Annotated in this window: 22 protein-coding genes and 1 pseudogene; 10 read left to right on the forward strand and 13 right to left on the reverse strand. The window is 70.4% G+C overall.

The window, feature by feature from the left end; genetic code table 11:
• The 3 genes and pseudogenes from ADL01_RS36890 to ADL01_RS36900 all read left to right on the forward strand — a co-directional run.
• A pseudogene (locus ADL01_RS36890) lies at window positions 1-196 on the forward strand (hypothetical protein); the annotation flags it as partial.
• A 185-nt stretch (window positions 197-381) separates the two neighbouring features.
• Window positions 382-894, forward strand: coding sequence for a SigE family RNA polymerase sigma factor (locus ADL01_RS36895; RefSeq protein ID WP_053746427.1), 513 nt, complete (start codon window positions 382-384; stop codon window positions 892-894).
• Window positions 895-1,003: 109 nt separating this feature from the next.
• Window positions 1,004-2,299 (forward strand): hypothetical protein, encoded by a 1,296-nt coding sequence (locus tag ADL01_RS36900; RefSeq protein WP_053746428.1) that lies wholly within the window; start codon window positions 1,004-1,006, stop codon window positions 2,297-2,299.
• Between the two features lie 31 nt (window positions 2,300-2,330).
• Here ADL01_RS36900 and ADL01_RS36905 read toward each other — a convergent pair whose 3' ends face one another.
• From ADL01_RS36905 to ADL01_RS36915, 3 genes are all read right to left on the reverse strand, one after another.
• Window positions 2,331-3,653, reverse strand: a complete 1,323-nt coding sequence (locus ADL01_RS36905; RefSeq protein WP_053746429.1) for an Nramp family divalent metal transporter — start codon at window positions 3,651-3,653, stop codon at window positions 2,331-2,333.
• A 143-nt stretch (window positions 3,654-3,796) separates the two neighbouring features.
• Window positions 3,797-4,216, reverse strand: coding sequence for an ATP-binding protein (locus ADL01_RS36910; RefSeq protein WP_053746430.1), 420 nt, complete (start codon window positions 4,214-4,216; stop codon window positions 3,797-3,799).
• A gap of 238 nt (window positions 4,217-4,454) precedes the next feature.
• On the reverse strand, window positions 4,455-6,950 hold the full coding sequence (locus tag ADL01_RS36915; RefSeq protein WP_078960984.1) for an ATP-binding protein: 2,496 nt from the start codon (window positions 6,948-6,950) through the stop codon (window positions 4,455-4,457).
• A 296-nt stretch (window positions 6,951-7,246) separates the two neighbouring features.
• Between ADL01_RS36915 and ADL01_RS36920 the strand changes: the two genes are divergently transcribed.
• The gene (locus tag ADL01_RS36920; RefSeq protein ID WP_053746431.1) at window positions 7,247-8,605 is read left to right on the forward strand and encodes a M14 family metallopeptidase; all 1,359 of its coding nucleotides are present in this window, start codon (window positions 7,247-7,249) and stop codon (window positions 8,603-8,605) included.
• Window positions 8,606-8,667: 62 nt separating this feature from the next.
• On the opposite strand, the gene ADL01_RS36925 is transcribed toward ADL01_RS36920, so the two are convergent.
• The 5 genes from ADL01_RS36925 to ADL01_RS36945 form a co-directional block, all read right to left on the reverse strand.
• Window positions 8,668-9,195: a hypothetical protein gene (locus tag ADL01_RS36925; RefSeq protein WP_053746506.1), complete on the reverse strand. Its 528-nt coding sequence runs from the start codon at window positions 9,193-9,195 to the stop codon at window positions 8,668-8,670.
• 89 nt (window positions 9,196-9,284) lie between these two features.
• Complete coding sequence (locus tag ADL01_RS36930; RefSeq protein WP_053746432.1) at window positions 9,285-10,781, reverse strand: GntP family permease; 1,497 nt, start codon at window positions 10,779-10,781, stop codon at window positions 9,285-9,287.
• 126 nt (window positions 10,782-10,907) lie between these two features.
• Window positions 10,908-11,321 (reverse strand): RidA family protein, encoded by a 414-nt coding sequence (locus ADL01_RS36935; RefSeq protein ID WP_053746433.1) that lies wholly within the window; start codon window positions 11,319-11,321, stop codon window positions 10,908-10,910.
• Window positions 11,318-12,088 (reverse strand): IclR family transcriptional regulator, encoded by a 771-nt coding sequence (locus tag ADL01_RS36940; RefSeq protein WP_053746434.1) that lies wholly within the window; start codon window positions 12,086-12,088, stop codon window positions 11,318-11,320. The genes ADL01_RS36935 and ADL01_RS36940 overlap by 4 nt, the downstream gene beginning before the upstream one ends.
• Window positions 12,085-13,149, reverse strand: coding sequence for a sugar kinase (locus ADL01_RS36945; protein WP_053746435.1), 1,065 nt, complete (start codon window positions 13,147-13,149; stop codon window positions 12,085-12,087). The genes ADL01_RS36940 and ADL01_RS36945 overlap by 4 nt, the downstream gene beginning before the upstream one ends.
• A 140-nt stretch (window positions 13,150-13,289) precedes the next feature.
• Between ADL01_RS36945 and ADL01_RS36950 the strand changes: the two genes are divergently transcribed.
• Window positions 13,290-14,606 carry an amino acid deaminase gene (locus ADL01_RS36950; protein ID WP_053746436.1) on the forward strand — a complete coding sequence of 439 codons (1,317 nt, stop codon included), beginning with the start codon at window positions 13,290-13,292 and terminating at the stop codon, window positions 14,604-14,606.
• A gap of 10 nt (window positions 14,607-14,616) precedes the next feature.
• Window positions 14,617-16,242: an N-acyl-D-amino-acid deacylase family protein gene (locus tag ADL01_RS36955; RefSeq protein WP_053746437.1), complete on the forward strand. Its 1,626-nt coding sequence runs from the start codon at window positions 14,617-14,619 to the stop codon at window positions 16,240-16,242.
• A 28-nt stretch (window positions 16,243-16,270) separates the two neighbouring features.
• Here the strand turns inward: ADL01_RS36955 and ADL01_RS36960 are convergent, their stop codons facing one another.
• Complete coding sequence (locus ADL01_RS36960; RefSeq protein WP_053746507.1) at window positions 16,271-17,326, reverse strand: Lrp/AsnC family transcriptional regulator; 1,056 nt, start codon at window positions 17,324-17,326, stop codon at window positions 16,271-16,273.
• Between the two features lie 171 nt (window positions 17,327-17,497).
• On the opposite strand from ADL01_RS36960, the gene ADL01_RS36965 reads away from it, so the two are divergent.
• The gene (locus ADL01_RS36965; protein WP_078960986.1) at window positions 17,498-19,009 is read left to right on the forward strand and encodes an MFS transporter; all 1,512 of its coding nucleotides are present in this window, start codon (window positions 17,498-17,500) and stop codon (window positions 19,007-19,009) included.
• A gap of 16 nt (window positions 19,010-19,025) precedes the next feature.
• On the opposite strand, the gene ADL01_RS36970 is transcribed toward ADL01_RS36965, so the two are convergent.
• The 3 genes from ADL01_RS36970 to ADL01_RS36980 all read right to left on the reverse strand — a co-directional run bounded on the left by ADL01_RS36970 (window position 19,026) and on the right by ADL01_RS36980 (window position 20,567).
• A complete protein-coding gene (locus tag ADL01_RS36970; RefSeq protein WP_053746438.1) occupies window positions 19,026-19,286 on the reverse strand; it encodes a hypothetical protein in 261 nt (86 codons plus the stop codon).
• Window positions 19,265-20,152 carry a S1 family peptidase gene (locus ADL01_RS36975; protein WP_053746439.1) on the reverse strand — a complete coding sequence of 296 codons (888 nt, stop codon included), beginning with the start codon at window positions 20,150-20,152 and terminating at the stop codon, window positions 19,265-19,267. The genes ADL01_RS36970 and ADL01_RS36975 overlap by 22 nt, the downstream gene beginning before the upstream one ends.
• Before the next feature lie 202 nt (window positions 20,153-20,354).
• Window positions 20,355-20,567: a hypothetical protein gene (locus tag ADL01_RS36980; protein ID WP_053746440.1), complete on the reverse strand. Its 213-nt coding sequence runs from the start codon at window positions 20,565-20,567 to the stop codon at window positions 20,355-20,357.
• 272 nt (window positions 20,568-20,839) lie between these two features.
• On the opposite strand from ADL01_RS36980, the gene ADL01_RS36985 reads away from it, so the two are divergent.
• Together ADL01_RS36985 and ADL01_RS36990 are read left to right on the forward strand one after the other, a co-directional pair.
• Complete coding sequence (locus ADL01_RS36985) at window positions 20,840-22,060, forward strand: sensor histidine kinase (protein WP_159049736.1); 1,221 nt, start codon at window positions 20,840-20,842, stop codon at window positions 22,058-22,060.
• Window positions 22,048-22,722 (forward strand): helix-turn-helix transcriptional regulator, encoded by a 675-nt coding sequence (locus ADL01_RS36990; protein WP_053746442.1) that lies wholly within the window; start codon window positions 22,048-22,050, stop codon window positions 22,720-22,722. Before ADL01_RS36985 ends, ADL01_RS36990 begins: the two co-directional genes overlap by 13 nt.
• An 85-nt stretch (window positions 22,723-22,807) precedes the next feature.
• Here ADL01_RS36990 and ADL01_RS36995 read toward each other — a convergent pair whose 3' ends face one another.
• A complete protein-coding gene (locus ADL01_RS36995; RefSeq protein ID WP_053746443.1) occupies window positions 22,808-23,581 on the reverse strand; it encodes a glycosyltransferase family 2 protein in 774 nt (257 codons plus the stop codon).
• A gap of 502 nt (window positions 23,582-24,083) precedes the next feature.
• Between ADL01_RS36995 and ADL01_RS37000 the strand changes: the two genes are divergently transcribed.
• Window positions 24,084-24,824, forward strand: a complete 741-nt coding sequence (locus tag ADL01_RS37000; protein ID WP_234354923.1) for a hypothetical protein — start codon at window positions 24,084-24,086, stop codon at window positions 24,822-24,824.
• Window positions 24,825-24,884: the final 60 nt, after the last annotated feature.

The following is a 24,884-nucleotide window of genomic DNA, read 5'->3' on the forward strand; positions in this document are numbered from 1 at the left end:
GGCCGACCGGACACCCCCCTGCGGAGTGAAGTACCTGCGCTCCTCCGGCAACGGAACCTATCCCCTCCGCGCCACCATCACCTGGAAGATCCACTGGACGGGGACCGGGGTCAACAACCCGGTGAACCTGCCCGACGGCGAGTTCGGCGCCCAGCAGGACGTTGTCGTACAGGAGATCCAAGCCGTCAACCGCTGAGCCGCGTCGCATCGTATGGACGTCGACAGGCCGGGGAGGGGGGGCGGCGCATCGCCGCCCCCCCTTCCGCCGCCGGAATCGGTCCCGTTTTCTCTGAAACATTTCCCCCCGCCCACCGCATCAATGAGGTGAAGGCAGTCCACGTGCTCAGGACTTGAGCGCGCCGCAGGCAGCAGGGGGAACGTATGAGAAGGGTCCGCGCGGACGAGTACGCGGAGTTCGCGGCGGCGCGCGCGGGGCATCTGTACCGCTCCGCGTGTCTGCTCACCGCCGGGGACACGTATCTCGCCGAGGACCTGGTGCAGGAGACGCTCGGGCGGTTGTACGTGAACTGGGGGCGCGTCTCCCGGGCCAGTAACCCGGCGGGGTACGCGCAGACCGTGCTCACCCGCACCTTTCTCGCGCATCAGCGGCGCCGCAGCAGTACCGAGCGGGCCACCGCCGTACTGCCCGACGTGGCCGTCCCCTCCGCCGGAGCCGACGTGACCATGCGGCTCACCCTCGTCGAGGCGCTGGCCCAACTCGCGCCCAAGGACCGGGCGGTGGTCGTCCTGCGGTACTGGGAGGACCGTTCCATCGAGGAGACGGCCGGCGCGATGAACGTCAGCTCGGCCGCCGTACGCACCCGCTGCGTCCGCGCTCTCGCCCGGCTGCGCACCCTCCTCGGCGAGGAGCTCGGCGAGTACGCGGCCCGCTGAGGCCCACCGCCCCAGCTCACCGGCCCCAGCTCACCGGGCCAGGTCTCCGAGAGCTCCTCCGCCCCGTCCGGTACACAATTTCCGTACACAGCAGAAGTGGTGGTTCGCCATGCCCGTTGAACATCGAGACGACCAGTTCGAGGACCGGCTCGGCGCCGCCCTGCGCACCGCGGGCGGCACCTTCGACGCCGACCGCACCGCCCTCGTCGCCGGCGGCGAGACCCGTGGACGCAGGCTGCGAACGCGCCGCCGGACCGCTGTCGTGAGCGGCGCCGCCGCGATCGCCCTGGTGGGCGTGGGCGGCGCGCTGGTCGCGCCCTGGGGAGGGGACGGCACCGGGCAGCGCGCCGTGGGGGCCGGCGGGACGACCGTCGGACCCGGTGACGCCAGCCCCACCGCGACCGCCACCGGCCCGTCCCCGGTCTCCGGCGCCCAACTGCTCAACACGCTCAAGGAGTTGCTTCCCTCGGGCAAGCTCAGCGAGCAGAAGTCGCGTGGCACCGCCTCGAAGAAGGGGCCGTACGCGTATGCCGTGTTCGACGACGGGAAGGGCGCCGCGGCTCTCTCCCTCAGCCTCCACCGGATCGTGCCGGGAAGCGGGCAGGCCCGTAAGGCGACCGAGTGTCCGGACAAGGCGTTCGTCCCGTACGACGACTGCGTGACGAGCCCGCTGCCCGGCGGTGCGCTGCTCAGGATCGTCAAGGGGTACGAGTATCCGGACCGCCGCGTCGACACCAAGCTGTGGACGGCGGACCTCGTCACCGCCGAGGGGGCGTATGTGTCGGTGATGGAGTGGAACGCCGCCGCCGAGAAGGACGCGCCCGTCAGCCGACCCGAACCTCCGCTGAACAGCGCCCAGTTGAAGACCCTGGTCGGCGATCCGGCATGGATCAGGGCCGTCAACGCCATCCCGGTGTCCGACGAGGTCGAGACGCCGCCGACCGCGAGCTCACCCGAGGAGGTCGAGAGCGACTCCATCGTGACGGCACTCACCGGGTTGCTCCCCAAGGGCCTCAGCGTGGTCGGGAAGAGCAAACCGGACACCGGGTTCGGGTATGTCGTCGTCGACGACGGCAAGGGCAAGAGCTTCGTCCAGATCAACGTGCAGCCCAACAGCCAGGACCTCGAAAAGGAGCTCTTCGGCGAGGGCTCGGGCGCCGTGACCCGGCCCGACGGCATCAAGGTCGTCGTCCGTCAGGGACCGGGCGACGACAAGGGCAAGGGGCTCGTCATGTGGACCGCCGACGCCCTCTGGCCCGACGGTCTGCGCGTGGTCGTCAGCGCCTTCAACTCCGCCAGCCAGATCACCGGCCCGACCCGGAAGAACCCCGCCCTGACCCTCGACCAGCTCAAGGCGATCGCCACCGACTCCAAGTGGCAGCAGCTGCAGCCGGTCCCCAACTGAGCCTTCACGGAAGGGTTTCGGAGACAAGGACCTAGAAGAACTCCGACCACGGCTGGTCCCAGACCTGCTTCACGCACAGCACCAGGAACAGCAGGCCCGCGATCACCAGCATCGCGTTGCTCAGCAGCCGGTTGCGCCATTCGGCGGGCGTGCGTGCGGAGTTGAGCAGGACCAGCAGCGTGCCGGCCAGGAAGGGGAGAAAGGCCGCGCCCAGGACGCCGTACAGGATGATCAGGCGGAAGGGCTGGCCCTGGAAGAGCAGGACGATGGGCGGGAAGGTCAGCCACAGCAGGTACGCGCGAAACGGCCACGACCGTTCGCGCGTGCCCGAGGCGACCTCCTCGCCCGTTGTCCGGGTGCCGCGGAAGCGTTCCACGAAGTCCGCGAACATCAGGCTCACGCCGTGCCAGACGCCGATCAACGACGTGTAGGAGGTGGCGAAGAAGCCGATCAGGAAGAACTTCGCGGTCGCCGAGCCGTACTTGTCCGCCAGGATGTCGCTCAGCTGGATCAGGCCCTTGTCGCCGCTCGCGATCGCAATGTTCGCCGAATGCAGCAACTCCGCGCCCACGAACAGCATCGCCACCACGAAGATGCCCGTCGTCGCGTACGCGACCCGGTTGTCGAGGCGCATCACCTTCATCCAGCCCGTGTTGGTCCAGCCCTTCGCGTTGACCCAGTAGCCGTACGCGGCAAGGGTGATGGTGCCGCCCACACCGCCGATCAGGCCCAGCGTGTTGAGAATGGAGTCCTTCTCGTCGGGGAGGACGGGCAGCAGGCCGGCGAAGGCGTCCGCGAGGTTGGGGGTGACCCGGATCGCGAGGTAGACCGTGACGACGAACATCACGCCCACCAGCACGGTCATGACCTTCTCGAAGACCTCGTACTTGTTGAACCAGACGAAGACCAGGCCCGACAACCCGCACAGGATCGCCCACCACTTGAGGTCCATGACGTCCGGGAACAGCGCCTGCAGCGGCAGCGCGCTCGACGACATCGCGGCCGCGCCGTAGACGAAGCCCCAGATCACGACGTACGCGACGAAGAAGTACGTCGTCCAGCGGCCGAGGCTCGCCCAGCCGTCGAAGAGGGTGCGGCCGGTGGAGAGGTGCCAGCGGCCCGCCGCCTCGGCGAGGGAGATCTTCACCAGGCAGCCGAGTACGGCGGCCCACAGGAGGGTGTAGCCGAAGTTGCTGCCCGCGATGAGTGTCGCCACCAGGTCGCCGGCGCCGACTCCGGTCGCCGCGACCACGATTCCCGGGCCGATGTACTTCCAACTGGACTTGCGAGGCGCTGAGTTGGTGCCAGAGAGGCCGGAGACGCCGGTGGCTTCCGTCGCGCCCGCGGCCCTCATTGCCCCTGGTTCGTTTGCTTCCGTGGAGTTTCCTGTGGTGTCCGCCATGTACGTCAAGAAAGCGCAAAGGGGTTGGTCGCACAAGGGGGCGTTCCGGAGCCGGAGTTGGACAGCCGGGCATCCGGCGTCCGGAACCGGGTCCGCTACGGCTGTCGCCGACCACAGCCGTCGGACCCGCAGGTGCCGAGCTCGAACCACACGGTCTTGCCCGGCCCGTCCTGGTGACAGCCCCAGCGCCTCGCGAGCGCGTCCACCAGGAACATCCCCCGGCCGCTCTCCGCGACGCCGGCGCACCGTACCCGTGGAGTGCGACGGCCGGTGTCGGTGACCTCGCAGCGCAGGACGCCGTGCGCCGCCCAGAGCGTGAACCGGAACGGGCTCGCGGCGTGCAGCACCGCGTTGGTGACCAGCTCGCTGACGAGCAGTTCCGCCACATCGAGGAGGTCGACGGCGTGGTCGGTCAGGTTCTCCCCGCCGACCAGGCCCCACTCCTCCAACTTCCTGCGTATCTCCGCTCGGGCCTCACGGGCGGCGGTGGGGCACGGGTCGTACTCGACGCTCAAATGGCCTGCCCCCAGCGGGGGTTGGAGGTATGAGCCATACCGAGGGACGGGATCCGGGCCGTGTCCCCCGGTGTCCCCGGAGAGTTGCAGCATGCCTTCAGGATCGCCTCCACGGACGCGCCCGCGCGCGGGGAGAAATACCTGTTTCCGTAGGCACCACGTGCTGACGGCGATATCGGTGATGTCGGCGATGCCAGTGGTGTGGGTGGTGCCAGTGGTGTGAGTTGTGTGGGTGGTGTCAGCGATGCGTTGCCACCCAGGCGGCGATCTGAGCGCGGTTGGCGAAGCCGAGTTTGCCGAGGATGTGTTCCACGTGACCTTCGGCGGTACGGCGGGCGATCACCAGACGGTCGGCGATCTGCTGGTTGGCGAGGCCCTCGGCGACGAGCGCGGCCACCTCGGTCTCGCGGCGGGTGAGACCGGACGGCGACCCGGAGCGCCGGTCGGCCGACTCGCGCTCCCCCAGCGCGTACGTGACGATCCCCGCGCGGCCGGATGCCTTCCCGCGACGGTACGCCCGCTCGTACGCCCGCCGCCCGAGGCCCTCGCGTGCCCGGGTCTCGGCGTTCTGGCGTACGGCGTCGAAGGGAGCGGCCCGGACGCTGTCGGCGCCGCCGAGCAGGACGGCGGCGCGATCAAGGCCGTGGTCGCGCCCGTGCTCGCGCTCATCCTCGTGCTGGTCGTGGTCGTGGTCGTGATCGTGGTCATGGGAAGTCGCGATCAGGGCGAGGAGGTCGAGGGCGGGAGCGATGCCGAGGACGTCGTTGAGGGCGTGTGCGATGCGCAGGGCCGCTCGGGCGGGCGGTTCGGCCCGATGCCAGTCCTCGCGGACGGTGTGGGCGAGGGCGAGCGCCCGCAGGGCATACGAACGCACCCACTCCTCGCCGTACTCCTCGCACACCCGCAGGGCGTCCTCACAGACGGCGACCGCCCGGTCTGCCTCCCCCGACGAGGCGCGCGCACAGGCGAGTTGGACACGTTCGAGTCCGGCGAGACCGGCATGGCCCCCGGGTACGGGATCCCGCGCCACGGTGTCCTCGAAGTGCCGCAGGGCGGCGGCCGGTTCACCGCCGAGCAGATGGCCGACCCCGATGACGTACCCGGCGTGCGCCTCCTCGGCGGCGTCCCCGAGACGCCGGGCGAGGGCGTGCGCCTCCTCGGCTCGCCGCCTGCCCCGGGCGCGGTCCTCCGACGTACCGGTGAGCAGCCCGAGCAGTCCGGCGACCCACAGCGCCCGGGCCCGCTCACGGCTGGGCTCGGGGTTCGCTTCGAGGGCGCGGTCGAGCCAGTGCGCGCCCTCGCCCGGTGCGCCGCACGCCACCCAGTGGAACCAGAGGGTGCCAGCGAGACGGAGTCCGGCGAGCGCGTCGTCGGGGGCGCCTCCGTTCGCCCCGAGGCTGAAGTCCAGGGCGGCGCGCAGGTTGGCCCCATCGGCGTGGAGGCGGGCGGCCAGGTGCTGTTGGCCGGGGCCGAACCAGGTCTGCTCGTACGCCGACGCCCGGGCCTGCGTCCAGTCGCGGTGCCGGCGCCGGGCTGCCCGTTCCTCCCCGGTGCGCTGCTTCAGCCGGTCGAGGCCGTACTGCCGGAGGGTGCCGAGCAGCCGGTACCGTACGCCGCCGTCCGGGCCCGGTTCCCGGCTCAGTACGGACTTGCCGACCAGGGCGGCCACGACTGCGACCACGTCGTCGATGCCGTCGCCGCACACGGCCTCCGCCGTCTCCAGGTCGAAGTCGGCGGCCAGCACCGAGGCCCGCGCCCACACCGACCGCTCCGCCGGCGTGCACAGTTGGTGACTCCGGTCGATCGCCGCCCGCAGGGTGCGGTGGCCGTGACCGTCGTAGACGGTGGTGAGCAGTTCGTCGGTGTTCGCGTTCAGGTCGCCCGGTTCGGTCAGGCGGGCCGCGGCCAGCTCGATCGCCAGGGGCAGGCCGTCGAGGCGGCGGCACAGGTGGGCCACGGTGGTGCGGTTGGCGGGGGTGAGCGTGAAGCCGGGGGCCGCTGCCGCGGCTCGGTCGGCGAAGAGGGCGAGGGCCGGGTGGCGGTGGGGCGCGGAGAGGTCGCCGTTCGGGTCCGGGACCGGCAACGGCCGTACGTCCAGCAGGTGTTCCTCCGTCAGTCCCAGACGGTGCCGACTGGTGACGAGGATCCGTACGCCGGTGGTGCCGTGCAGGAGTGCGCCGGCGAGTTCGGCGCACTCCCTGTGCAGGTGTTCGCAGTTGTCGAGGACCAGGAGAAGGCGTCGGGCTCTCAGCCGGTCGGCGAGGACGTCCAGGGCGGCCACGTCTTCCGGGCGGCCGTGCGTGGGGTGCGTGACCGGGTCGGGCGGGCCCAGCGCCTCCGCGACGGCGCGCGGTACGAGGTCCGGGTCGTCGCGGTCGTCGTGGGCATCGAGCCCGGCCAGCTGCACGAAACGGACGCCGTCCGGGAAGGCGCGGGTCAGACGGGCGGCGATACGGGCGGCCAGGCGCGACTTGCCGACGCCGGCCGGACCGGTCAGGGTGACGAGGCGGGCCCTGGTCAGGAGGGCGCGGATGTCGGCCTGTTCGGCGCGGCGGTCGACGAAGCTGGTGGTCTCGACCGGCGGTTCGGCCGATGTCAGGCACGTCGTCGCCGGTGTCCGACACGGCGTTTCCGTTGTCCGGCACGGCGTCGCCGGTGATCGGCAGACCGTCGCCTGCGATCGGCAGACCGTCTCCGGTGCTCGGGGATCTGTTCGTGACGCTGATCCGCCCATGCTCAGCACCTTCCAACAGCGCCCGTGGATCACACCCTCGGGTCACACGCGCGGGTGCACTTGGCGAGGAGCCCGCGACGGGAGACGCGGGGACGCGTAGCCTTCGCGCGCTCTTTTCCGGCCCGCGTGGCCAGCCGGTTCACGCCATCGCCCTTTATGCGCTCTTGACCTGCCCATGTCACAGCCGCACCATGAGCCGCACACCCGCATCAGTCCGTCGCACCGAAGAACCACCCCCCGGCTCCACTCCCCAGCGTCCGGAGATCCCGGAACTCCCGGAGAAAACAGGAGACTTCATGCGACTTCGCATACGAGGCTCAGGTGTCCGCGGCGGCAGACGGTCCGCCGCAGCCGTCGGCCTGCTGTCCCTCGCCCTCGCCGTCGGCGTCACCTCCGCGACCCCCGACGCCACCGCGAACAGCGCCAGGCGCCCGGCGGCCTCGGCGGACGACATCCACCAGTACGAGATCAACTTCGCGAACTCCACGTCCGACGTCCGCACCGACATCATGGCGTCGGGCGTGACCGTGGACGAGGCCGACGAGGAGACCGTCGTGGTCTCCGGCCGCGCCGACCAGGCCCGGAAACTGGCCCAACGCGGCTACGTGATCACCCTGTTGGGCTCGGCCCCGAACCGGGCCGCCGCCCCCGACGACGTACGGCTGCGCGACTTCCCCACAGCCGACTCCCGCTATCACAACTACGCGGAGATGACGTCGGAGATCAACTCCATCGTCGCGGCCAACCCCTCCATCGCCAGCCAGCGGGTCATCGGGACCTCGTACTCGGGCCGGAACATCGTCGCCATCAAGCTCAGCGACAACGTCGGCACCGACGAGGCCGAGCCCGAGGTGCTGTTCACCCACCACCAGCACGCCCGCGAGCACCTCACCGTCGAGATGGCGCTCTACCTGCTGCGCAACCTGACCTCGACCTACGCCACCGACCCCCGGGTCAAGGCCATGATCGACTCCCGTGAGATCTGGATCATCCCGGACCTCAACCCGGACGGCGGCGAGTACGACATCGCGACCGGCTCGTACCGCTCATGGCGCAAGAACCGCCAACCCAACACCGGTTCGTCGAACGTCGGTACGGACCTCAACCGAAACTGGAACTACCGCTGGGGCTGCTGCGGCGGTTCCTCCGGCTCGACCTCGTCGGAGACCTACCGGGGTCGGTCCGCCGAGTCCGCTCCCGAGGTCAAGGTGGTCGCCGACTTCGTACGCAGCCGGGTCGTCGGCGGCGTCCAGCAGATCAAGACGGGCATCGACTTCCACACGTACAGCGAACTGGTGCTGTGGCCCTTCGGGTTCACGAACGACAACACGACGACGGGTATGACCCAGGACGACCGGGACGCCTTCGCCACGGTCGGCGGGAAGATGGCCGCCAGCAACGGCTACACGCCGGAGCAGTCCAGCGACCTGTACATCACGGACGGCTCGATCGACGACTACCTCTGGGGCAGTCAGAAGATCTTCGCCTTCACGTTCGAGATGTATCCGTCGTCCAGTTCGAGCGGCGGCTTCTACCCGCCCGACGAGGTGATCGACCGGGAGACGGCGCGCAACCGCGACGCGGTTCTGCAGTTGCTGGAGAACTCGGACTGTATGTACCGGTCCATCGGCAAGCAGGCGCAGTACTGCTCCTGACGGGTGTCCGAGGTAGGGGGAACTGCGGGCCGGCCGTGGCTGGTCGCGCAGTTCCCCGCGCCCTACGGGGCGCTTTCCTCGAAGTAGGTGTCCAGGACCTTGTCCAGCTCCGCTTCCCACTCCTGGTGCTGGGACTTCGCCTTCGCCTCGATCTCGACCGGGTACCAGCGGCGGTCCGGGGTGTGGACCGTCACCGTGAACCGCTTGCCGAAGCGCGAGGTCTCCGTCTCCACGGCCCCGATCTCGTCCCAGCGGAACTCGCACTCCTGGTCGTCCAGGGAGAGCCGTACGCCGCTGTGGTCGGCGATGATCTTCGCCCGGCGGTCGGACGCCTCGAAGACGGGGCCGCCCTCCGGGGCCTCCGCCTCGGTTGCGGGCTCCGTCTCGGGCTCCGTCTCCGGCTCCGATTCCGCTTCGGCCGCCGACGTCGCGTCCTTTGGTGCGGACTCCTCCGGTGCGGACTCCTCCGACGGCTCCGGGACCCTGTCCTCCGGCTCGGCCGGCACGGGTGACATGAGCCCGGGGATGGCCGCCGGGTCTACCGCGGCGGTTTCCAGGGGCTTGCTGCTCGAACCTATGCGCTGCTCCACAGGCGGAAGTATGGCGGACATTGCTGTGTCATGGGACAGCAGGGGCCGGTGAGATCGCGAAGAGTTCCGGAATCGGCCGAAGTGAACGCCTACACGAACAGGCTCAGTACGGCCGCCACCGCGAACCCCGCCACCGACAGCACCGTCTCCAGCACGGTCCACGTCCTGAGGGTGTCCCGTTCGCTGATCCCGAAGTACTTGGCGACCATCCAGAAGCCCCCGTCGTTGACGTGCGACGCGAAGATCGAGCCCGCCGAGATGGCCATGATGACGAGGGCGGTGAACGCCTGCGAGTGGTCGCCCTCGCTGAGCAGCGGCGCCACGATGCCCGCCGTCGTCACGATGGCGACCGTCGCCGAGCCCTGGGCGACACGCAGCACCACGGAGATCAGATAGGCGAGGACGATCACCGGCAGCCCGACGTCGTTGAACGTGTCGGAGAGCGCCTGCGCGACCCCGCTGGCCTTGAGGACCGCGCCGAAGATCCCGCCGGCCCCGACGACGAGCAGGATGTTGCCGACGGGCTTGAGGGACGAAGTCGACACCGTCTCCAGGGACTTGCGGGACCAGCCGCGGCGCAGCCCCAGCAGGTAGTACGCCATGAACAGGGCGAGGGTGAGGGCGACGAACGGGCTGCCGAGGAAGGTGAGAACCGAGCGGAAGGTGGAGGGGTCGAGGGCGATCGAGGAGAACGTGGCGGCCAGGATCAGCACCAGCGGCGTACCGATGATGGCGAGGACCGTGCCGAGCGGTACGGGGGTCTCCTGGGGGGCCGTCTCCCCTGGGGTCGTCTCCGGAAGGGGCGTCTCCTGGGAGGTCACTCCCACCGTGCGCTGTTCGTCGATGACCGCTCGCCTGGCCTCCTCGGCCGCCTCCAGCATGTCCTGCGGTACGGGGACGAAGATCCGTTTGCCGATCCACGCCGACCACACCCAGGCGGCGGCCACGGCGGGCAGTCCGCAGACGACGCCCATGAGGATGACCCAGCCGAGGTCGACATGCAGGAGGCCGGCGGCGGCGACCGGGCCGGGGTGTGGCGGCAGGAAGGCGTGGGTGACGGAGAGGCCGGCGAGGAGGGGCAGGCAGTACAGGAGGATCGACTTGCCGGACCGCTTGGCGGCGGCGTACACGATCGGCGCGAGGACGAAGATGCCGACGTCGAAGAAGACGGGGATGCCGAAGATCAGGCCCGTCAGCCCCATCGCGAGGGGCGCCCTCCTCTCGCCGAACAGGTTCAGCAGCCGGGATGCCAACACCTCGGCGCCGCCGCTGACTTCGAGGATCGCGCCGAGCATCGTACCGAGGCCGATGATGATCGCGACATGGCCGAGGATGCCGCCCATGCCGGACTCGATGACGGAGACGGCGTCGGAGCGCTGGACGGTGCCGAAGAGTTCGGTGACGGAGAGGCCGGCCCCCAGGCCGACGGCTATCGAGACGGTCAGCAGGGCTATGAAGGGCTGGAGGCGCAGTTTGATGATGAGGACGAGGAGCAGGGCTATGCCGAGGGCGGCGACCGTGAGGAGACCTGCGGTGCCGTTGATGAGGAGGAGTAGTCCGCCGGTGTGGGGGTGGGTTTCGGACATGTGGGGGTCCTCTGTTTAGTTTTGGGGGGAATGTGGGCAGGGGGGATCGCTTTGTTGGGTGGGTGCGGGTTGGTTGTGGTTGCTCGCGCAGTTCCCCGCGCCCCTGAAGGGGCGCGGGGGTGGACCTCAGTTGTCCAGAACCGCCAGTGCGTCGATCTCGATCAGCAGGCCTGCCGGGAGGCCCACGTACACCGTGGTGCGGGCGGCCGGGGGTGCGGTGAGGCCCTGCTTCCCGAAGTACTCGTTGTAGATCGCGTTCATCTCGGCGAAGTGCTCCACGTCCGTCAGATAGACGCGGATCATCATCACGTCGTCCCAGGTCGCGCCGCCCTCCTCCAGGATCGACTTGACGTTGGCGAGCGTCTGGAGGGTCTGTTCGGTCAGGGTCGGGCCGGCGGGCGTGGGGGGCTGGCCCTCGACAGCGGGCAGGAAGCCGACCTGGCCGGCGACCTGGAGGATGTTCCCCTTGCGTACACCGTGGGAGAACCTGGCGGGCGGGGTGGTGTGGGTGCTGGGGGTGAGGGCGATCTTGTCTGTCATGAACCGTTGTCCTTCGCGGGCGTGGGGGCCCTGCCGGAGTACTCGCCGCTGATCTCGTCCGCCGTACGGCGCACCAGCGGAAGCAGGGTGAGGAGTTCGTCGGCGGTGACGACGACGTTGGGGGCGGAGACGGACATGGCGGCGACCACGCGTCCGTCGGTACCGACGATGGGGGCCGCGACGCAGTTGATGGACTCCTCGTGACCGCCGAGGTCGGTGGCCCAGCCCTGGTCGCGCACCTTCGCCAACTCCCGCAGGAAAGCTGGGGCGTTGGGGGTGGAGCGGGAGGTGTACATGGGGTAGTCGAAGGTGTCGGCGAGGGTGCGCCGCTCGGCCTCGGGCAGGTCGGCGAGCAGCAGCTTGGCGACGGCCGCGACGGTGATGGCGACGGGCCTGCCGATCCGTGAGTACATGCGCACCGGGTAGCGGCTCTCGACCTTGTCGATGTACAGCACCTCGCCCTCCTCGTACACGGCGAGGTGGACGGTGTGGCCGCAACTCTCGTTGAGGCGTACGAGGTGGGGGTGGGCGATCTCCCGGATGTCGAGGTTCTCGACGGCTTCCTGGGCGAGCGCGAAGAGGCGGGCGCCGAGCCGGTAGCGCTGGTCGGACTGGCGGTAGACGAGCCCGTGTTCGTGCAGGGTGCGCAGCAGCCGCAGGGCGGTCGACTTGTGGACGCCGAGCCGGTCGGCGACCCGGCCGAGGTCGGCGGGGCCCTCCGCGAGCAACGGCAGGATGCTCAGGGCGCGGTCGACGGTCTGGCTCATGGGGTGCGTGCCTCCTCCGGGGCCTGTCCGGCTTGCGTCCAGCCGGGGCCGAGTCGAAGTGTCTCCCACGTGTGGTCGTCGAGAGCGGCCAGTCGGTCGGCGTGGCCGCGGGCGGGCGGCGTGGCGAGGTCGCCGGGGGCGGTGAGGACGGCGGCGGCCATGAGGTGGCCGTGCCGGAGACGGTCCCGTACGGGGAGGCCGCGCAGGGTGGCGGCGAGGAACCCGGCGGCGAAGGCGTCACCGGCGCCCACCGCCGCGACGACCTCGACCTGGGGCGCCGGGACGTGGACGCGAGCCGTATCGGCACGGGTGCCCCTGTCGAGGGCGACGGCCCCGTCCGGGCCCTGCTTGACGACCACCAGCCCCGGTTCGGGCAGTGCCCCCGCGATGTCGTCCGCGCCGTGCAGCCCCCAGACTGCCTCGGCCTCGTCGGCGCCGACGAAGACGAGGTCGGCGCGGCGGGCGAGGTCGAGCAGGACCCGTGGGCCGGCGGCGTCGGACCACAGCGCCGGACGGAAGTTGACGTCGAACGAGACGAGCGGCCGGCCCGGCCGGGGCTCGGTCAGCTCCCACAGAAGGTCGAGACAGTCGCCGGACAGGGCTGCCGTGATCCCGGACAGATGCAGCACCCGCCCCGCGCGAACCGCCGCCAGGTCCAGGTTCCCCACGGACATCACCGAGGCCGCCGATCCGGCCCGGTAGTACGCCACCTCGTGCGCGTCGGTCGCCCGGTCCCCCGCCGTACGGAAGTACACGCCGGTCGGACGTGCCGGATCACGCCGTACGGACGCCACGTCGACCCCGTACGCCCCGATCGCCTCGATCAGGTGGTCGCCGAAGGCGTCGTCGCCGACACGGCTGATCCAGCGGACGGAGTGGCCGGCGGCGGCGAGGGCGCAGGCCACGTTGGACTCGGCTCCACCGATGGCCCGGTCGAAGGACGGCACGTCGGCGAGGCGGCCCGGACGGGTGGGCAGGAAGGTGACCATGGACTCGCCGAGCGCAACGACGTCCACGACATCCAGATCGTCAGGGGCGTTGCGGGGTCCGGTGGGGGTCACGATCGTCGTAGCTCCTAGGTGGTGCGGGCAGACGGCGGCTCCGTTGACCCCGCATGGGCGAGATGTTAGACAGCGGTGAGCGATATACGCAATGGTCGTTGCAAGTAGTGCAACGACGGGACGAGGACGAGGGAGGTCCCATGGGCACCGAAGACATCGAGGACATCAAGGGCAACCGGGGTGTCGGGGGCGCCGGGCCGCTCGCCGGGCTGGCCGCCGAACGTGTGGACGTCCGCTTCAAGGGCCTCCCGCCGGACGCCGACGGCCTGACCGTCGGCGAGCTCGCCGCCCAGCGCCGCAACCTCTTCACCGGCGGCTTCACCACCCCCGTACTGGCCCTCTCCGCCGAGCGCCTCACCCACAACCTGGAACTGATGGAGACGTACGCGGCCCGCCACGGCCTCTCCTTCGCCCCGCACGGCAAGACGTCCATGGCCCCCCAGCTCTTCCACCGCCAGATCGAGCACGGAGCCTGGGGCATCACCCTCGCGGTCCCCCACCAGGTGCGCGTCGCCCGCGCCTTCGGCATCCAACGCGTCTTCCTGGCCAACGAGTTGGTGGACCCGGCGGCCCTGCGCTGGATCGCGGCGGAGCTGGCCGCTGACCCGGACTTCGCCTTCGTCTGTTACGTCGACTCCGTGCGCGGGGTGGAACTGATGGACGCGGCCCTGGCGGGGGCGGGGGCCCGTCCGCTGGACGTGGTCGTCGAACTCGGCGCCGGTGAGGGCGCCCGGACCGGCGTGCGCACGGAGGCGGAGTGCGCGGCGGTCGCGGACGCCGTGGCCGCCGCAGCGACCCTGCGGCTGGTCGGGGTCGCGGGGTACGAGGGCGAGGTGCCCGAGGCCGATCCGGAGCGGGTGCGGGCGTGGCTGCGGCGGCTGGTGGCGCTGGCGGCCGACTTCGACAAGGCGGGGCGGTTCGACGGGGCGGACCAGGTCATCGTGAGCGCAGGGGGAAGCGCCTGGTTCGACGCGGTCGCCGACGTGTTCCTCGAGATCCCCGAACTGTCGCTCCCTGTGCTGAAGTTGCTGCGCTCGGGGGCGTACGTCTCGCATGACGACGGTCACTATCGGAAGATCACCCCGTTCAACCGGGTTCCCGGGGAGGGGGCCCTGGAGCCCGCCTTCCGCCTCTGGACGCAGGTCGTCTCCCGCCCCTCCGCCGAGCAGGCCTTCGTGAACGCGGGCAAGCGGGACGCGGCGTACGACATCGATCTGCCCTTCGCCCAGGCGGTCCGCAGGGAGGGGGCCCCGGAACGGCCCGCCACCGGTATCTCGGTCACCGGCCTCTCCGACCAGCACGCCTGGCTGCGTACCGCTCCCGGCGCGGATCTGGAGGTCGGTGACTGGCTGGGCCTGGGCCTCTCCCACCCGTGCACGTCGTTCGACAAGTGGCAGCTGATCCCGCTCACCGAGGCGGACGGCACGGTCGTCGACTACATCCGTACGTTCTTCTAGGAGGCCCGGCGTGGATGAGCTCGTCATTCGGGACGCGGACGTCGTGGACGGCTCCGGCGGCCCCTCGTACCGCGCCGATGTGGTCGTGGACGGCGGGCGGATCGTGGCGATCGTCCAGGAGGCGGCCGCCGCCGGCTGCCAACGCCCCGAGGCGCGCCGGGAGTTGGACGCGGAGGGCCTGACCCTCGCCCCCGGCTTCATCGACATGCACGCCCACAGCGACCTCGCCCTGCTGCGCGACCCCGACCACAGTGCGAAGGCCGCGCAGGGGGTGACCCTCGAAGTCCTGGGCCAGGACGGCCTGTCGTACGCCCCGGTCGACGACCGCACCCTCGCCGAGGTGCGCGACGCGATCACCGGCTGGAACGGCCACGGCGACGACATCGACTTCGACTGGCGTTCCGTGGGCGAGTACCTGGACCGTCTCGACCACGGCTTCGACGGCGAGGGCATCGCCGTGAACGCGGCCTACCTCATCCCTCAGGGCACGGTCCGTATGCTCGCCGTCGGCTGGGAGGACCGCGAGGCGACGCCCCAAGAGCTCGACCGTATGCGGCAGTTGGTCGCCGAGGGCATGGAACAGGGCGCGGTCGGCATGTCGTCGGGCCTGACCTACACGCCCGGCATGTACGCCAAGGACGCCGAACTGACCGAGCTGTGCCGGGTGGTGGCGCGGTACGGCGGCTACTACTGCCCCCACCATCGCTCGTACGGGGCGGGGGCGTTGGAGGCGTACGCGGAGATGGTGGAGCTGACCCGGGAGGCGGGCTGCCCGCTCCATCTGGCCCACGCCACCATGAACTTCGGGGTGAACGAGGGCCGCGCGCCGCAGCTCCTGGCCCTGCTGGACGAGGCGCTGGCGGCGGGGGCGGACCTGACCCTGGACACGTATCCCTACACCCCCGGCTCCACAACCCTCGTTGCCCTGATGCCGAGTTGGGCGAGCGAGGGCGGCCCGGAGGCGATCCTGCGGCGCCTGACGGACCCCGACACCGCCGAACGTGTCCGGCACCATCTGGAGGTCGTCGGCGCGGACGGTTGCCACGGCGTGCCCGTCGAGTGGGACACGATCGAGATCTCGGGCGTGAGCGACCCGGCGCTGGGCGATTTCGTGGGCCGTACGGTTCAGGAGTCGGCGGACCTGCGCGGCGAGACCCCGTGGACGGTCGCCCGCCACCTTCTCCTGGCCGACCGGCTGGGCACGACGATCCTCCAGCACGTCGGTCACGAGGCGAACGTCCGCGCGATCATGCGCCACCGCGTCCACACGGGCGGCTCGGACGGCATCCTCCAGGGCGCGAAGCCCCACCCGCGCGCGTACGGCACGTTCCCCCGGTATCTCGGGCGGTACGTGCGGGAGTTGGAGGTCCTCACCCTCGAGGAGTGCGTGGCCCATCTGACGTCCCGCCCGGCGGCGAGGCTGCGACTGCCAGACCGGGGCCTGGTCCGCGAGGGCTACCGGGCCGACCTGGTCCTGTTCGACGCGGCGACGGTGGCGGCGGGGTCGACGTTCGAAGCGCCGCGCACTCTGCCGACGGGCATCCCGTACGTGCTGATCGACGGCCGGTTCGTGATGGAGGACGGCCGCAGGACGGACGTACTGGCGGGCAGGGCGATCCGGCGCGGTCCGGTGTGACGGGACGCCCGGTCCTCCCCGGCTCCGCTCAGCCGGCCCACAGCGTCGCGGCGGCCTTGTAGGTGCGCAGCACCGGCGCGGTCTCGATCCGCGCGATCGCCTCCAACGCGATCTTCCGGGTCAGGTAGCGGTGCAGGTCCTCGGCGTCCCGGCACAGCGCGTGCGCGACCAGGTTCGTCGGACCGGTCGTCGCCGCGACCACCGCCAGTTCCTCGTGCGTGGCCAGCGCGGTGGCGACTTCGTCCAGGTGCGCGGGCGCCACCTGCATCCACAGCAGCGCCGACACGGTGACGCCCAGCAGTGCCGGATCGACGTCCACGTCGAAGAACAGCGCGCCGCGCGCACGCAGTTCGGCGAGCCTGCGGGCCACCGTGGACGCGGTCGAGCCGGTCGCGGCGGCAAGGTCGGCGTAGCTGATACGGGCGTCGGCGCGCAGCACGTCCAGTAGCAAACGGTCGGCGTCGGTGAGCAGGTACACGGGCGCCTCCGCCCCAGGTTCCGGTCCTGCGCCTGCCGCCCCCGGCTGACCGTGGGCAACCTCGGCGGTGTGCGCGCGGGCGGTGTCCGGTCCGGGGCCCGCGCCGCTCTCGGCGCGCAGCCGCGCCTCCTGTGCCGCGTCGAGGGCGTCGGCACGGCCGCGCCACGCGGTGGGCCCGCCGAAGTAGGTGTGCAGCAGATAGTGCGCGGAGACCGCGGTGATCCCGGCGGTGCGCGGGATGTCGCGCAGCAGCAGCGCGTGGGCGTCGGGGCCGACGGGCGTGGTGTGGATGATCGCCACGATCTCGGTGCCGCCGGAGGTCAGCCGCACCCACGACGTGTCCGGGCGGCGCGCGAGGGCGACCGCGATGTCGTGCGCCGTGCGCGTCGCGGCGGTCAGCCGCACGAACCACTGGTGGGTACCGGAGCTGCGCGGCGCGGGCAGCGCGACGACGCGCAGGCCCGCCTGCGCGTACAGGCGGCGGTAGCGGCGCACCACGGTCTGCGTGGAGGAGCCGAGGACGTCGGCGACGAGGGTGAACGGTGCCCTCGCGTCCACTTGCAGGGCGTGGATCAGAGCGCGGTCCAGGTCATCCAGTACGAGCATATCCACCACGCTAGCCGCTGTTGGTGGAAGTAATCGCCGATTCCTGCCTCAAAGATGGAAGTTGGTGCTGATGCGGCGGCACGGTGGGCACCGGCCGCCTCACCAGCCGCCGCACCGGGCGGACCGCCGTCCCGGGACACCACGGGGGGAGAGAGCATGTGGGGAAAGAGCATGTCCCGCACCACGCACCGCAGTACAACCGCCGACCCGCGCCAAGCACCGGCGCCCGAGTCCGTGCCTGGGACGGTGGTGTCGGCGCCCGCGTACCGGTGGCGGTGGCTCGCCCTGGCCGCCGTGCTGGTCGCCGAGGCCATGAACCTCCTCGACGCGACGATCGTCCAGGTCGCCGGCCCCGTCATCCACACCGACCTCGGCGGCGCGAGCGCAGCCATCCCGTGGTTCAGCGCCGCCTATACGCTCGCGTTCGCGCTCGGGCTGCTGACCGGCGCCCGGCTGGGTGACATCGCGGGCCGCCGCCGCGTGTTCCGTATCGGCGTCGTCGCGTTCGCCGCCACCTCGCTGGCGTGCGCGCTCACCCCGACCGCCGAGGCCCTGATCGGGCTGCGCGCGCTACAGGGCGCCGCCGCCGCGCTGATCATCCCGCAGACGTTCGGGCTGATCAGGGCGATGTTCGACGGCGACGAACTGCCCAAGGCACTCGGCGCCATCGGCCCGGTCATGGGTCTGTCCGCAGTGCTGGGGCCGGTGCTCGGCGGAGTCCTGACGCACGCCGACGTGTTCGCGTCGTCGTGGCGCGCGGTCTTCCTCGTCAACCTTCCCCTCGCCGCCGCCGTACTGGCGATCGCGCCACGGCTGCGCGAGGACCGCGCCCCGTCGCGCCCGCGCCTGGATCCGGCCGGGACCGTACTGGCGATGACGGGCACCGCCCTGGTGGTGTGCCCGCTGACCACCGGCGCCCCGGGCCCGGTGGCGTGGGCGACCGCCGTGGCAGGCGTCGGCGTCCTCGCGCTGTTCGTCGCCCATCAGCGTCGTACCGCCCGCCTGGGCCGGGCCCCGTTGATCGAACCGGCGCTGCTGCGCGGCCGTGCGTTCCCGGCGGCGCTGACCACCTCGACGCTGTTCTTCGCCGTCATGAACGCCGTCATGATCACCGTGGTGCTGCACCTGGAGCTGGGCCTCGGCCGTGGCCCGCTCACCGCCGGCCTGACGCTGCTGCCGTGGTCGACCGGACTGGCCGCCGGGTCATGGGCCGCGGGCGCCTACCTGGTCCCGCGCCACGGAACCCGCATCATGCACGCCGGCCTCGCCATCCTCGCCACCGGCCTGGCCGGGGCCGTCCTCGCCTACCGGGCGAGCGCCCCCGACGCGTACCCCGTGGCCCTGCCGTTCGCGCTGGCCGTCGCGGGCCTGGGCACCGGCCTGTTCACGCCGCCGTTCTTCACCACCGCGCTGGACGGCGTCGGACCGCAGGAGACCGGCTCCGCCGCCGGACTCCTCAACGCCGTCCAGCAACTCGGCGGCACGCTCGGCATCGCGGTCGCCGGCGGCATCTACCTGGCCGACGCGGACGCACCGCACGACGCCGCGCAGGCGGCCCTGGCCACCGCCGGGGCGATCCTGGCGGCGACCGCGATCGCCGCCGCCACGATGACCTACCGCCGTACGTCCACCCCCACGACCCCGGCAGCGGCCGAGCCCGCGACACCGCCGACACACACCTGAGGGGGTGAGACCGTCGTCAGCTCATCACGCCCGACAGCTGCCACAGCGCGTCGACGACCCGTCCCACATCCTCCCGCTGGTGGAAGAGGTGGGTGGAGACCCGTACCGCCTGGTGCGGCTTGGCCGACCCGGCCACCGGGAACTCACTGGCCCGGGCGACGATCCCGTCCAGGGGCGCGGGGAACTGCGCGACCAGCCACGCCGCGACGCGGAATCCGCGTCTCAGCCGCCCCCCGCCCTCCCAGGTCAGTACAGCTACGGCTTCGGCAGGGTGCACCCGCTGCGGCTGAGGTCGAGCTTGTTGCCGACGCCGAAGCAGGCGGGGATCTGGTAGGTCTCCTGGGCGTAGTTGATGCCCTCGCGGACGGTCACCGTGCCGTTGGCGTCGACCTCGCAGGGATTGTTGTCGGTGCAGCGCGCGCCGTCCTCGTTGCCGGTGTTGTTGACGGCGACGACGTTGCCGGTGGCGTTGTCGACGACCGGCGAGCCCGAGGTGCCGCCGATGGTCTTGCAGGCGGAGGTGTAGCGGACCGAGTCCTTCCAGGTCCACTCGCCTTCCTTGAGGCGGTAGGAGAAGCCGTCGACGTTGCAGGCGTACGTCCGCTTCCAGTAGCCGGAGACGACGGTGATCGGGGTGCCGACGACCGGGTGGGTGTCGTTGAGGGTGAGCGGGCTGATGTTGTACGAGCTCTTGATCGCCGCGTACGTGGTCGTCAGCTGGTAGATCGACACGTCGGTGTCGGTCATCGTCGCGTACGCGATCTTGCTGGCGCGCAGGGTGGCGACGCGGGTGGCCGAGGCGTTGAGCAGCCCGAAGGTACGGGTGGACCGCTGGTCGACGACGACCTCACCGGCGGCCGGGAAGCCCGTCTCGAGGCAGTGCCCGTTGGACATGACCAGCGCCGGGTCGTTGGCCTCGGAGTTCGGGAAGCGGACGAGCGAGCCGGAACAGTTGGAGAGCGAGACGGTGCCGGCGAAGTTGACGGCCTTGACGGCCGGCGCAGCCTTGACGGCCGGTGCCGCCTTGGTGACAGCGCTCTTCGCGACGGGCGCGGCCGAGTCGGCCTGCCCGGCGACCGCGGGTGCGGCTCCCGCCCCGGTGATCACCAGGGCTGCGAGCGCGGCAAGGAGAGGCTTGTTCATGTGGGGGTCCCCTCGTACGAAGGAGCGACCGGAGGTTTTCCGGCCGCTCACTTTTTGTCATGCGCATTGTGATGCGGGAGGGGCTCCTGGGGCAAGGAACGACTTTCGGCCGCGGGTGGCGGGATTGTGCACACTCGGCGCCGCTACAGAGGGGGACCCTGGACCCCTGCGGGGGGGGCACCACTCCTTCCCCGCGCAGCCGTCAGAGAAGGCCGAGGCTCCCCTGGACCGACCTGGCAAAGGCCGCAACAGCCAGGAAGGACCCTGCGGAGTAGGTGAGAGCCTGGAGAGCGGTCGCCTCAAGATGACGACTGAGCGTGAAGGCGATCAGGGCGGCGACAAGGCCGCACAGGATCGAGATGACGAGCGCCATGACCTTGACGGTCCGGCTCGGGCCTGGGGGCGGCGTAGTCATGAGCGGTACTCCATCCTTCTCGTCACAGATTCGCCCTCGGACGGGGACTGGCTGACTGGCGAGTGGAGGCGGATCCCAAGGACAGACACTTCCCGATCACCGCCCCTCCTCTCCCCGTACCGGTGAAGCAGCAGGGATCCGCAGCGCCAGGGCCATCCGCTCACCTTCGTGCGGCCGGCGCACCCACCACTGCTGCGTCAACGCTACGGATCCGCCAAGGCCGACGGCATCGCCCAAGCGCCGATGGCCAACAGGCCATGGCCACCTAGGGGATGGCCGCCGAGGGGATGGACAAAGAGTGGATATCGCAGGCCGGTCCGGCCTGCCACGGTGGGGTCATGAATCCGCAAGCCGCTCCGCGCGAGAGCGCACACGATCGGACCAATCGAATGCTCATTCGATCCCTGGGGGCGTTGAGGGGCTCCCAGTTCCTGCTCTGGCTGGCGGTGCTTCCTCTCCGAGCACTTCCGGACCGCCATACCGGAATCATCGTGGGCGGCTACACCGTGGCCGCACTCTTCGCGGTGGTGATGTTCACCGTGGGCCTCCGCCGACGTACTCTGTCGCCGCGCTGGATCGCAGCCGACGTCGCGTTGGCTGTCGCGTACGCGGTGGTGGTGAGCCGGAGCTACCCACCAGCCGAGGCCGCCTCGATCACCAACTGGGTGATCCCTCCCCTGTGTGGTGTCACCGTCACAGCGGCCATCTACGGTGGCCGTCACCGCGCGGTCGCGGTAGGTGTCGTCGTCGCCGCCTGGCTGGCCGGTGCGTGGCCGGCCCTGGGCACGCCCAACGGCCAGGAGCTGGTCTCCAACGCCACGATGATGACCGTCTTCGCGGGCGTTGCCGGATTCGCGGGCAGGCTTCTGCTGCAAGGGGCGCGAGCCACGGACAGTGCGACAGACCGTGCGGTGAAGGCCGAGCACCAGGCCGCCCGCGCCGAGGAACGTACGGAACAAGCCCTGGAATTCCACGATTCCGTCCAGTTGACCCTTGACATGATCGCCACCGGCCGACACTCCGCGCAGAAGAACCAGTGGTTGGCCCAGAGAGAGGCCGACTTCCTTCGCGTGCTGACCACGAGCCGCAAGGACGGTGCCCCTGCCGAGCTCGCCACCTCGCTGGCACGGATGATCCGGGACCATCCTGCCCAGGAACTGTTAGGCCGCGGTGTGGAGCCCAGGATCGGCGTCCTGCCCTCGGGTCTCCCTCCGGAGGTGGTGGAAGCGCTGACCAAAGGAGCACGTGAAGCGCTGAACAACGTCGTCAAGTACGCGCAGACGGATGAGGTCTGCGTTACTGCGGCGACCACGGCGGACGGCGGCGTGCGAGTCGCCGTCATCGACCAGGGCATCGGATTCGACACCGAAGCCCAGCCCCCCGGACTCGGAACCACCCACTCGATCAAACGCATCGCGGCTCTCGGCGGCGAGGCCGTCATCGTCAGCGCGCCGGGAGAAGGAACCACCGTGGAGATGACATGGAACAGCTGATCAACATCGGATCCATCGACGACAACGTGATGGACGCGGAGGGAAGGGCGCTGTGGTTCGAGGTCAAGAGCAACGTGCGTGTGCCCGTCACAGCCGTGTCGGTTGCCGAATTCCTGGCGGCGCGGCCGTCACCGAGGATCGTCACCCTCGATCTGAACCTCGGTGACGGCACCCTGCCGGCCGACAACGTCCGGGCCCTGATCGAGGCAGGACACAAGGTCATCATCGTGACCGTGGTCCCCGACAAGAAGTGGATCATCGAAACGACCGAGGCGGGCGCTTCCGCCTACCTCACCAGTCGCGCCAACAGCCTCGACAAACTCGTTGACGTCGTCCAGGCCCTCGACCGCGGGGAAGTGCCGACGACCGCCGAGCACGCCTTCTGGCTGGCGCAGGACGACCGGCCCGACAAACCCCGCCTGACGGACACCGAGAGCAAAGTGCTGCGGCTGATCGGCGACGGGATCAAGCAGGAAGCCGTCGGACGCCGCTTGGGTAGCTCGCGCAGCACGGTGGCGAGCCATCTGACGAATATCCGCAGGAAGTACAGCGACTCAGGACTCCCCTACTCCGGGGCAGCCGACTACCGCGACTGGGCAAAGCAGCAGCGATTGGACCGCGACCGGCACGATCCGACGAAGGACACCGGCCCTGAGTCCTGAACCAACGGTTGATGGCCAAGTGAGCCCAGACCGTCGTGCCGGCCTCCCTGCGCCGCACGCCCCCTCCCCGTACCCGCGGACGGATCTAGATACGCGAGTTGCGCAGCGACTGCCACACCGCGCCGGACAGCGCCCGCGTCGCGCGCGGGACCGACAGATGCTCGTGCTCGCGGTACAGGGCCCAGTTGTACTGCACGAGCGACAGCTTGTTGGAGGACAGCGAGCCCGCCTGGTGGGCCCTGTACACCGCGAGCGGCTCAGCCAGCCCCCGGGCGTCAGCGCCGTCCCGCATGATCGACAGCCAGAGGGCGTAGTCCTGGCGCTTGCGCATCTCCGGCATCAGCCTCGTGCCCAGGACAGTGCGGTCGTACATGGCGGTGAGAGCACCGATGTGGTCCTGGACCAGCATCGCGCGGTAGTCCACATGCTCCCGCGCGCGGATCACCCGCCCGTTCGGGACCCAGTGGGTGCTCTCGCCGTCGTGGTCGGCGTCCATCTTGAAGTACGAGGTGAACGTCAATGGCGCAGTGTCCTCCGCAGCGAAGGCGAGCTGCTTCTCGGTCTTCTCCGGAAGCCACATGTCGTCGCTGTCGAGAAAGGCGATGTAGTCCCCGCGGGCCCGCTCGATCGCGAGGTTGCGGGCCCGGCCCGCACCGCCCTGTTCGGGTGCCGACTCCGGCCGGACGCGCTCGTCCTGCTCGGCGAACTCGCGGAGCAGGTCCATGGAGCCGTCGGAGGACCGGTCGTCGGTGACCAGCAGCTCCAGGTCGCTGTGGGTCTGCGTGAGCACCGATCGGACGGCTGCGCCGAGGGTGGCTGCCGAGTTGTACACGGGCATCACGACGGACACCAGGGGCACAGCGCTTCTCCTTGCCAGACCAGGAACGACGGTCCATTCAAGCACCGCATTCGAGTAGGAGCCGCCGTGCGGACAGCCGTCGCCGGTCAACGCCCGCTGGAGTCAGTTCGATGAGAATCGAAACCATTGCTTCGCTCCCTCCGCACCTCAACCATGCACAGGTGTCGTGATCCGGAGTCCTTCGCGGCATGATCAGCCGTGCACACCAAAGCGCACACGCCTCGGAGGCATGCCAATGCAACGCACAGACGTTCCAGGTCGGAGGGTGTTACCGAGCAGACGCGGCGCGCGACGCGCGAGCACCGCGCTGGGCGCGGTCGCCGCGCTGGGCGCGGTCGCCGCGCTGGTCTCGCTTGTTCTTACCGGTTGCACAGCGGACACCGACGTTGCCCACCGCGCCTCACCGGCCGCGAGAGCTGAGGCTGTTGGGGCCGAAAAGAAGCTCAACTACGCTCAGGACCTGCGGATCTCTGATGCCGAGCAGCGCTTGATCACAGGCTGTATGCGCAAGAAGAGTTTCCGCTTCTGGGCGGAAAAGCGGCTGAGCCTGGAGGAGAGCCGGCCGGTCGGCTACGTCCAGGACGACGTCGACTGGGCGCGCAGTCACGGCTACGGCAGCCGGATCATGGCGAAGGAGGACAGCGCCCGCCTGAGTAACCCCAACATCGCCTACCGCATGTCCCTTTCCCGCTCGCGCCAGAGGGCCTACGACCTCGCGATGGACGGCGGCCGGGACGCCGTGGTGCTGACGTCGCGAACGCCGTCCGGCGGCACGATCACCAAACAGTCCGGCGGCTGCGTCGGCCAGGCCGAAAAGACGCTGTACGGAGATCCGGCGGCATGGTTCCGCTCCGACACAACCGTCAGCAACCTGCGCCCCCTGTACGTGAGCAAGCTGCTGCACGACAAGGAGTTCACGAGCGCCGTGAACGCCTGGTCACACTGTATGAGCAAGGCGGGCCACCCCTTCCCCGACCCCGACGCAGCCCGCCAATCCACACGCGAGCACAGCGCGGAGCAGACCCGGGCCGAGGAAGCCAGGACCTTCGCGCACGAGACCCGGATCGCGGTCGCCGACGCCACCTGCGCACGCTTGGCCTCCCTGCGCTCGATCGGCGAGCGGCGCGAGGCACACTACGTCGGCGAACTGGCCGGAAAGTACGGCCCTGCCCTCGACGCCCACCGGCGGATGCAGCGTCATGCCCTCACCCGCGCCGAGCGCATAGTCCCCGCCCGCACTTGATCCGGACCACACCGTGCGTCCCGCGGCCACGCTTGACGATCGTCACATGACAGGCCCCCG

The organism is Streptomyces sp. NRRL WC-3618 (assembly GCF_001280005.1).
Classification (GTDB): Bacteria; Actinomycetota; Actinomycetes; order Streptomycetales; family Streptomycetaceae; genus Streptomyces.

Coding starts and splice junctions, on each gene's coding strand:
- ADL01_RS36950 (WP_053746436.1), top strand. CDS start 13,290: ATGGGCACCGAAGACATCGAGGACATCAAGGGCAACCGGGGTGTCGGG.
- ADL01_RS37000 (WP_234354923.1), top strand. CDS start 24,084: ATGCGCAAGAAGAGTTTCCGCTTCTGGGCGGAAAAGCGGCTGAGCCTG.
- ADL01_RS36905 (WP_053746429.1), bottom strand. CDS start 3,653: ATGAGGGCCGCGGGCGCGACGGAAGCCACCGGCGTCTCCGGCCTCTCT.
- ADL01_RS36965 (WP_078960986.1), top strand. CDS start 17,498: ATGTCCCGCACCACGCACCGCAGTACAACCGCCGACCCGCGCCAAGCA.
- ADL01_RS36915 (WP_078960984.1), bottom strand. CDS start 6,950: ATGGGCGGATCAGCGTCACGAACAGATCCCCGAGCACCGGAGACGGTC.
- ADL01_RS36960 (WP_053746507.1), bottom strand. CDS start 17,326: ATGCTCGTACTGGATGACCTGGACCGCGCTCTGATCCACGCCCTGCAA.
- ADL01_RS36900 (WP_053746428.1), top strand. CDS start 1,004: ATGCCCGTTGAACATCGAGACGACCAGTTCGAGGACCGGCTCGGCGCC.
- ADL01_RS36930 (WP_053746432.1), bottom strand. CDS start 10,781: ATGTCCGAAACCCACCCCCACACCGGCGGACTACTCCTCCTCATCAAC.
- ADL01_RS36975 (WP_053746439.1), bottom strand. CDS start 20,152: ATGAACAAGCCTCTCCTTGCCGCGCTCGCAGCCCTGGTGATCACCGGG.
- ADL01_RS36940 (WP_053746434.1), bottom strand. CDS start 12,088: ATGAGCCAGACCGTCGACCGCGCCCTGAGCATCCTGCCGTTGCTCGCG.
- ADL01_RS36920 (WP_053746431.1), top strand. CDS start 7,247: ATGCGACTTCGCATACGAGGCTCAGGTGTCCGCGGCGGCAGACGGTCC.
- ADL01_RS36980 (WP_053746440.1), bottom strand. CDS start 20,567: ATGACTACGCCGCCCCCAGGCCCGAGCCGGACCGTCAAGGTCATGGCG.
- ADL01_RS36935 (WP_053746433.1), bottom strand. CDS start 11,321: ATGACAGACAAGATCGCCCTCACCCCCAGCACCCACACCACCCCGCCC.
- ADL01_RS36990 (WP_053746442.1), top strand. CDS start 22,048: ATGGAACAGCTGATCAACATCGGATCCATCGACGACAACGTGATGGAC.
- ADL01_RS36895 (WP_053746427.1), top strand. CDS start 382: ATGAGAAGGGTCCGCGCGGACGAGTACGCGGAGTTCGCGGCGGCGCGC.
- ADL01_RS36985 (WP_159049736.1), top strand. CDS start 20,840: ATGGCCGCCGAGGGGATGGACAAAGAGTGGATATCGCAGGCCGGTCCG.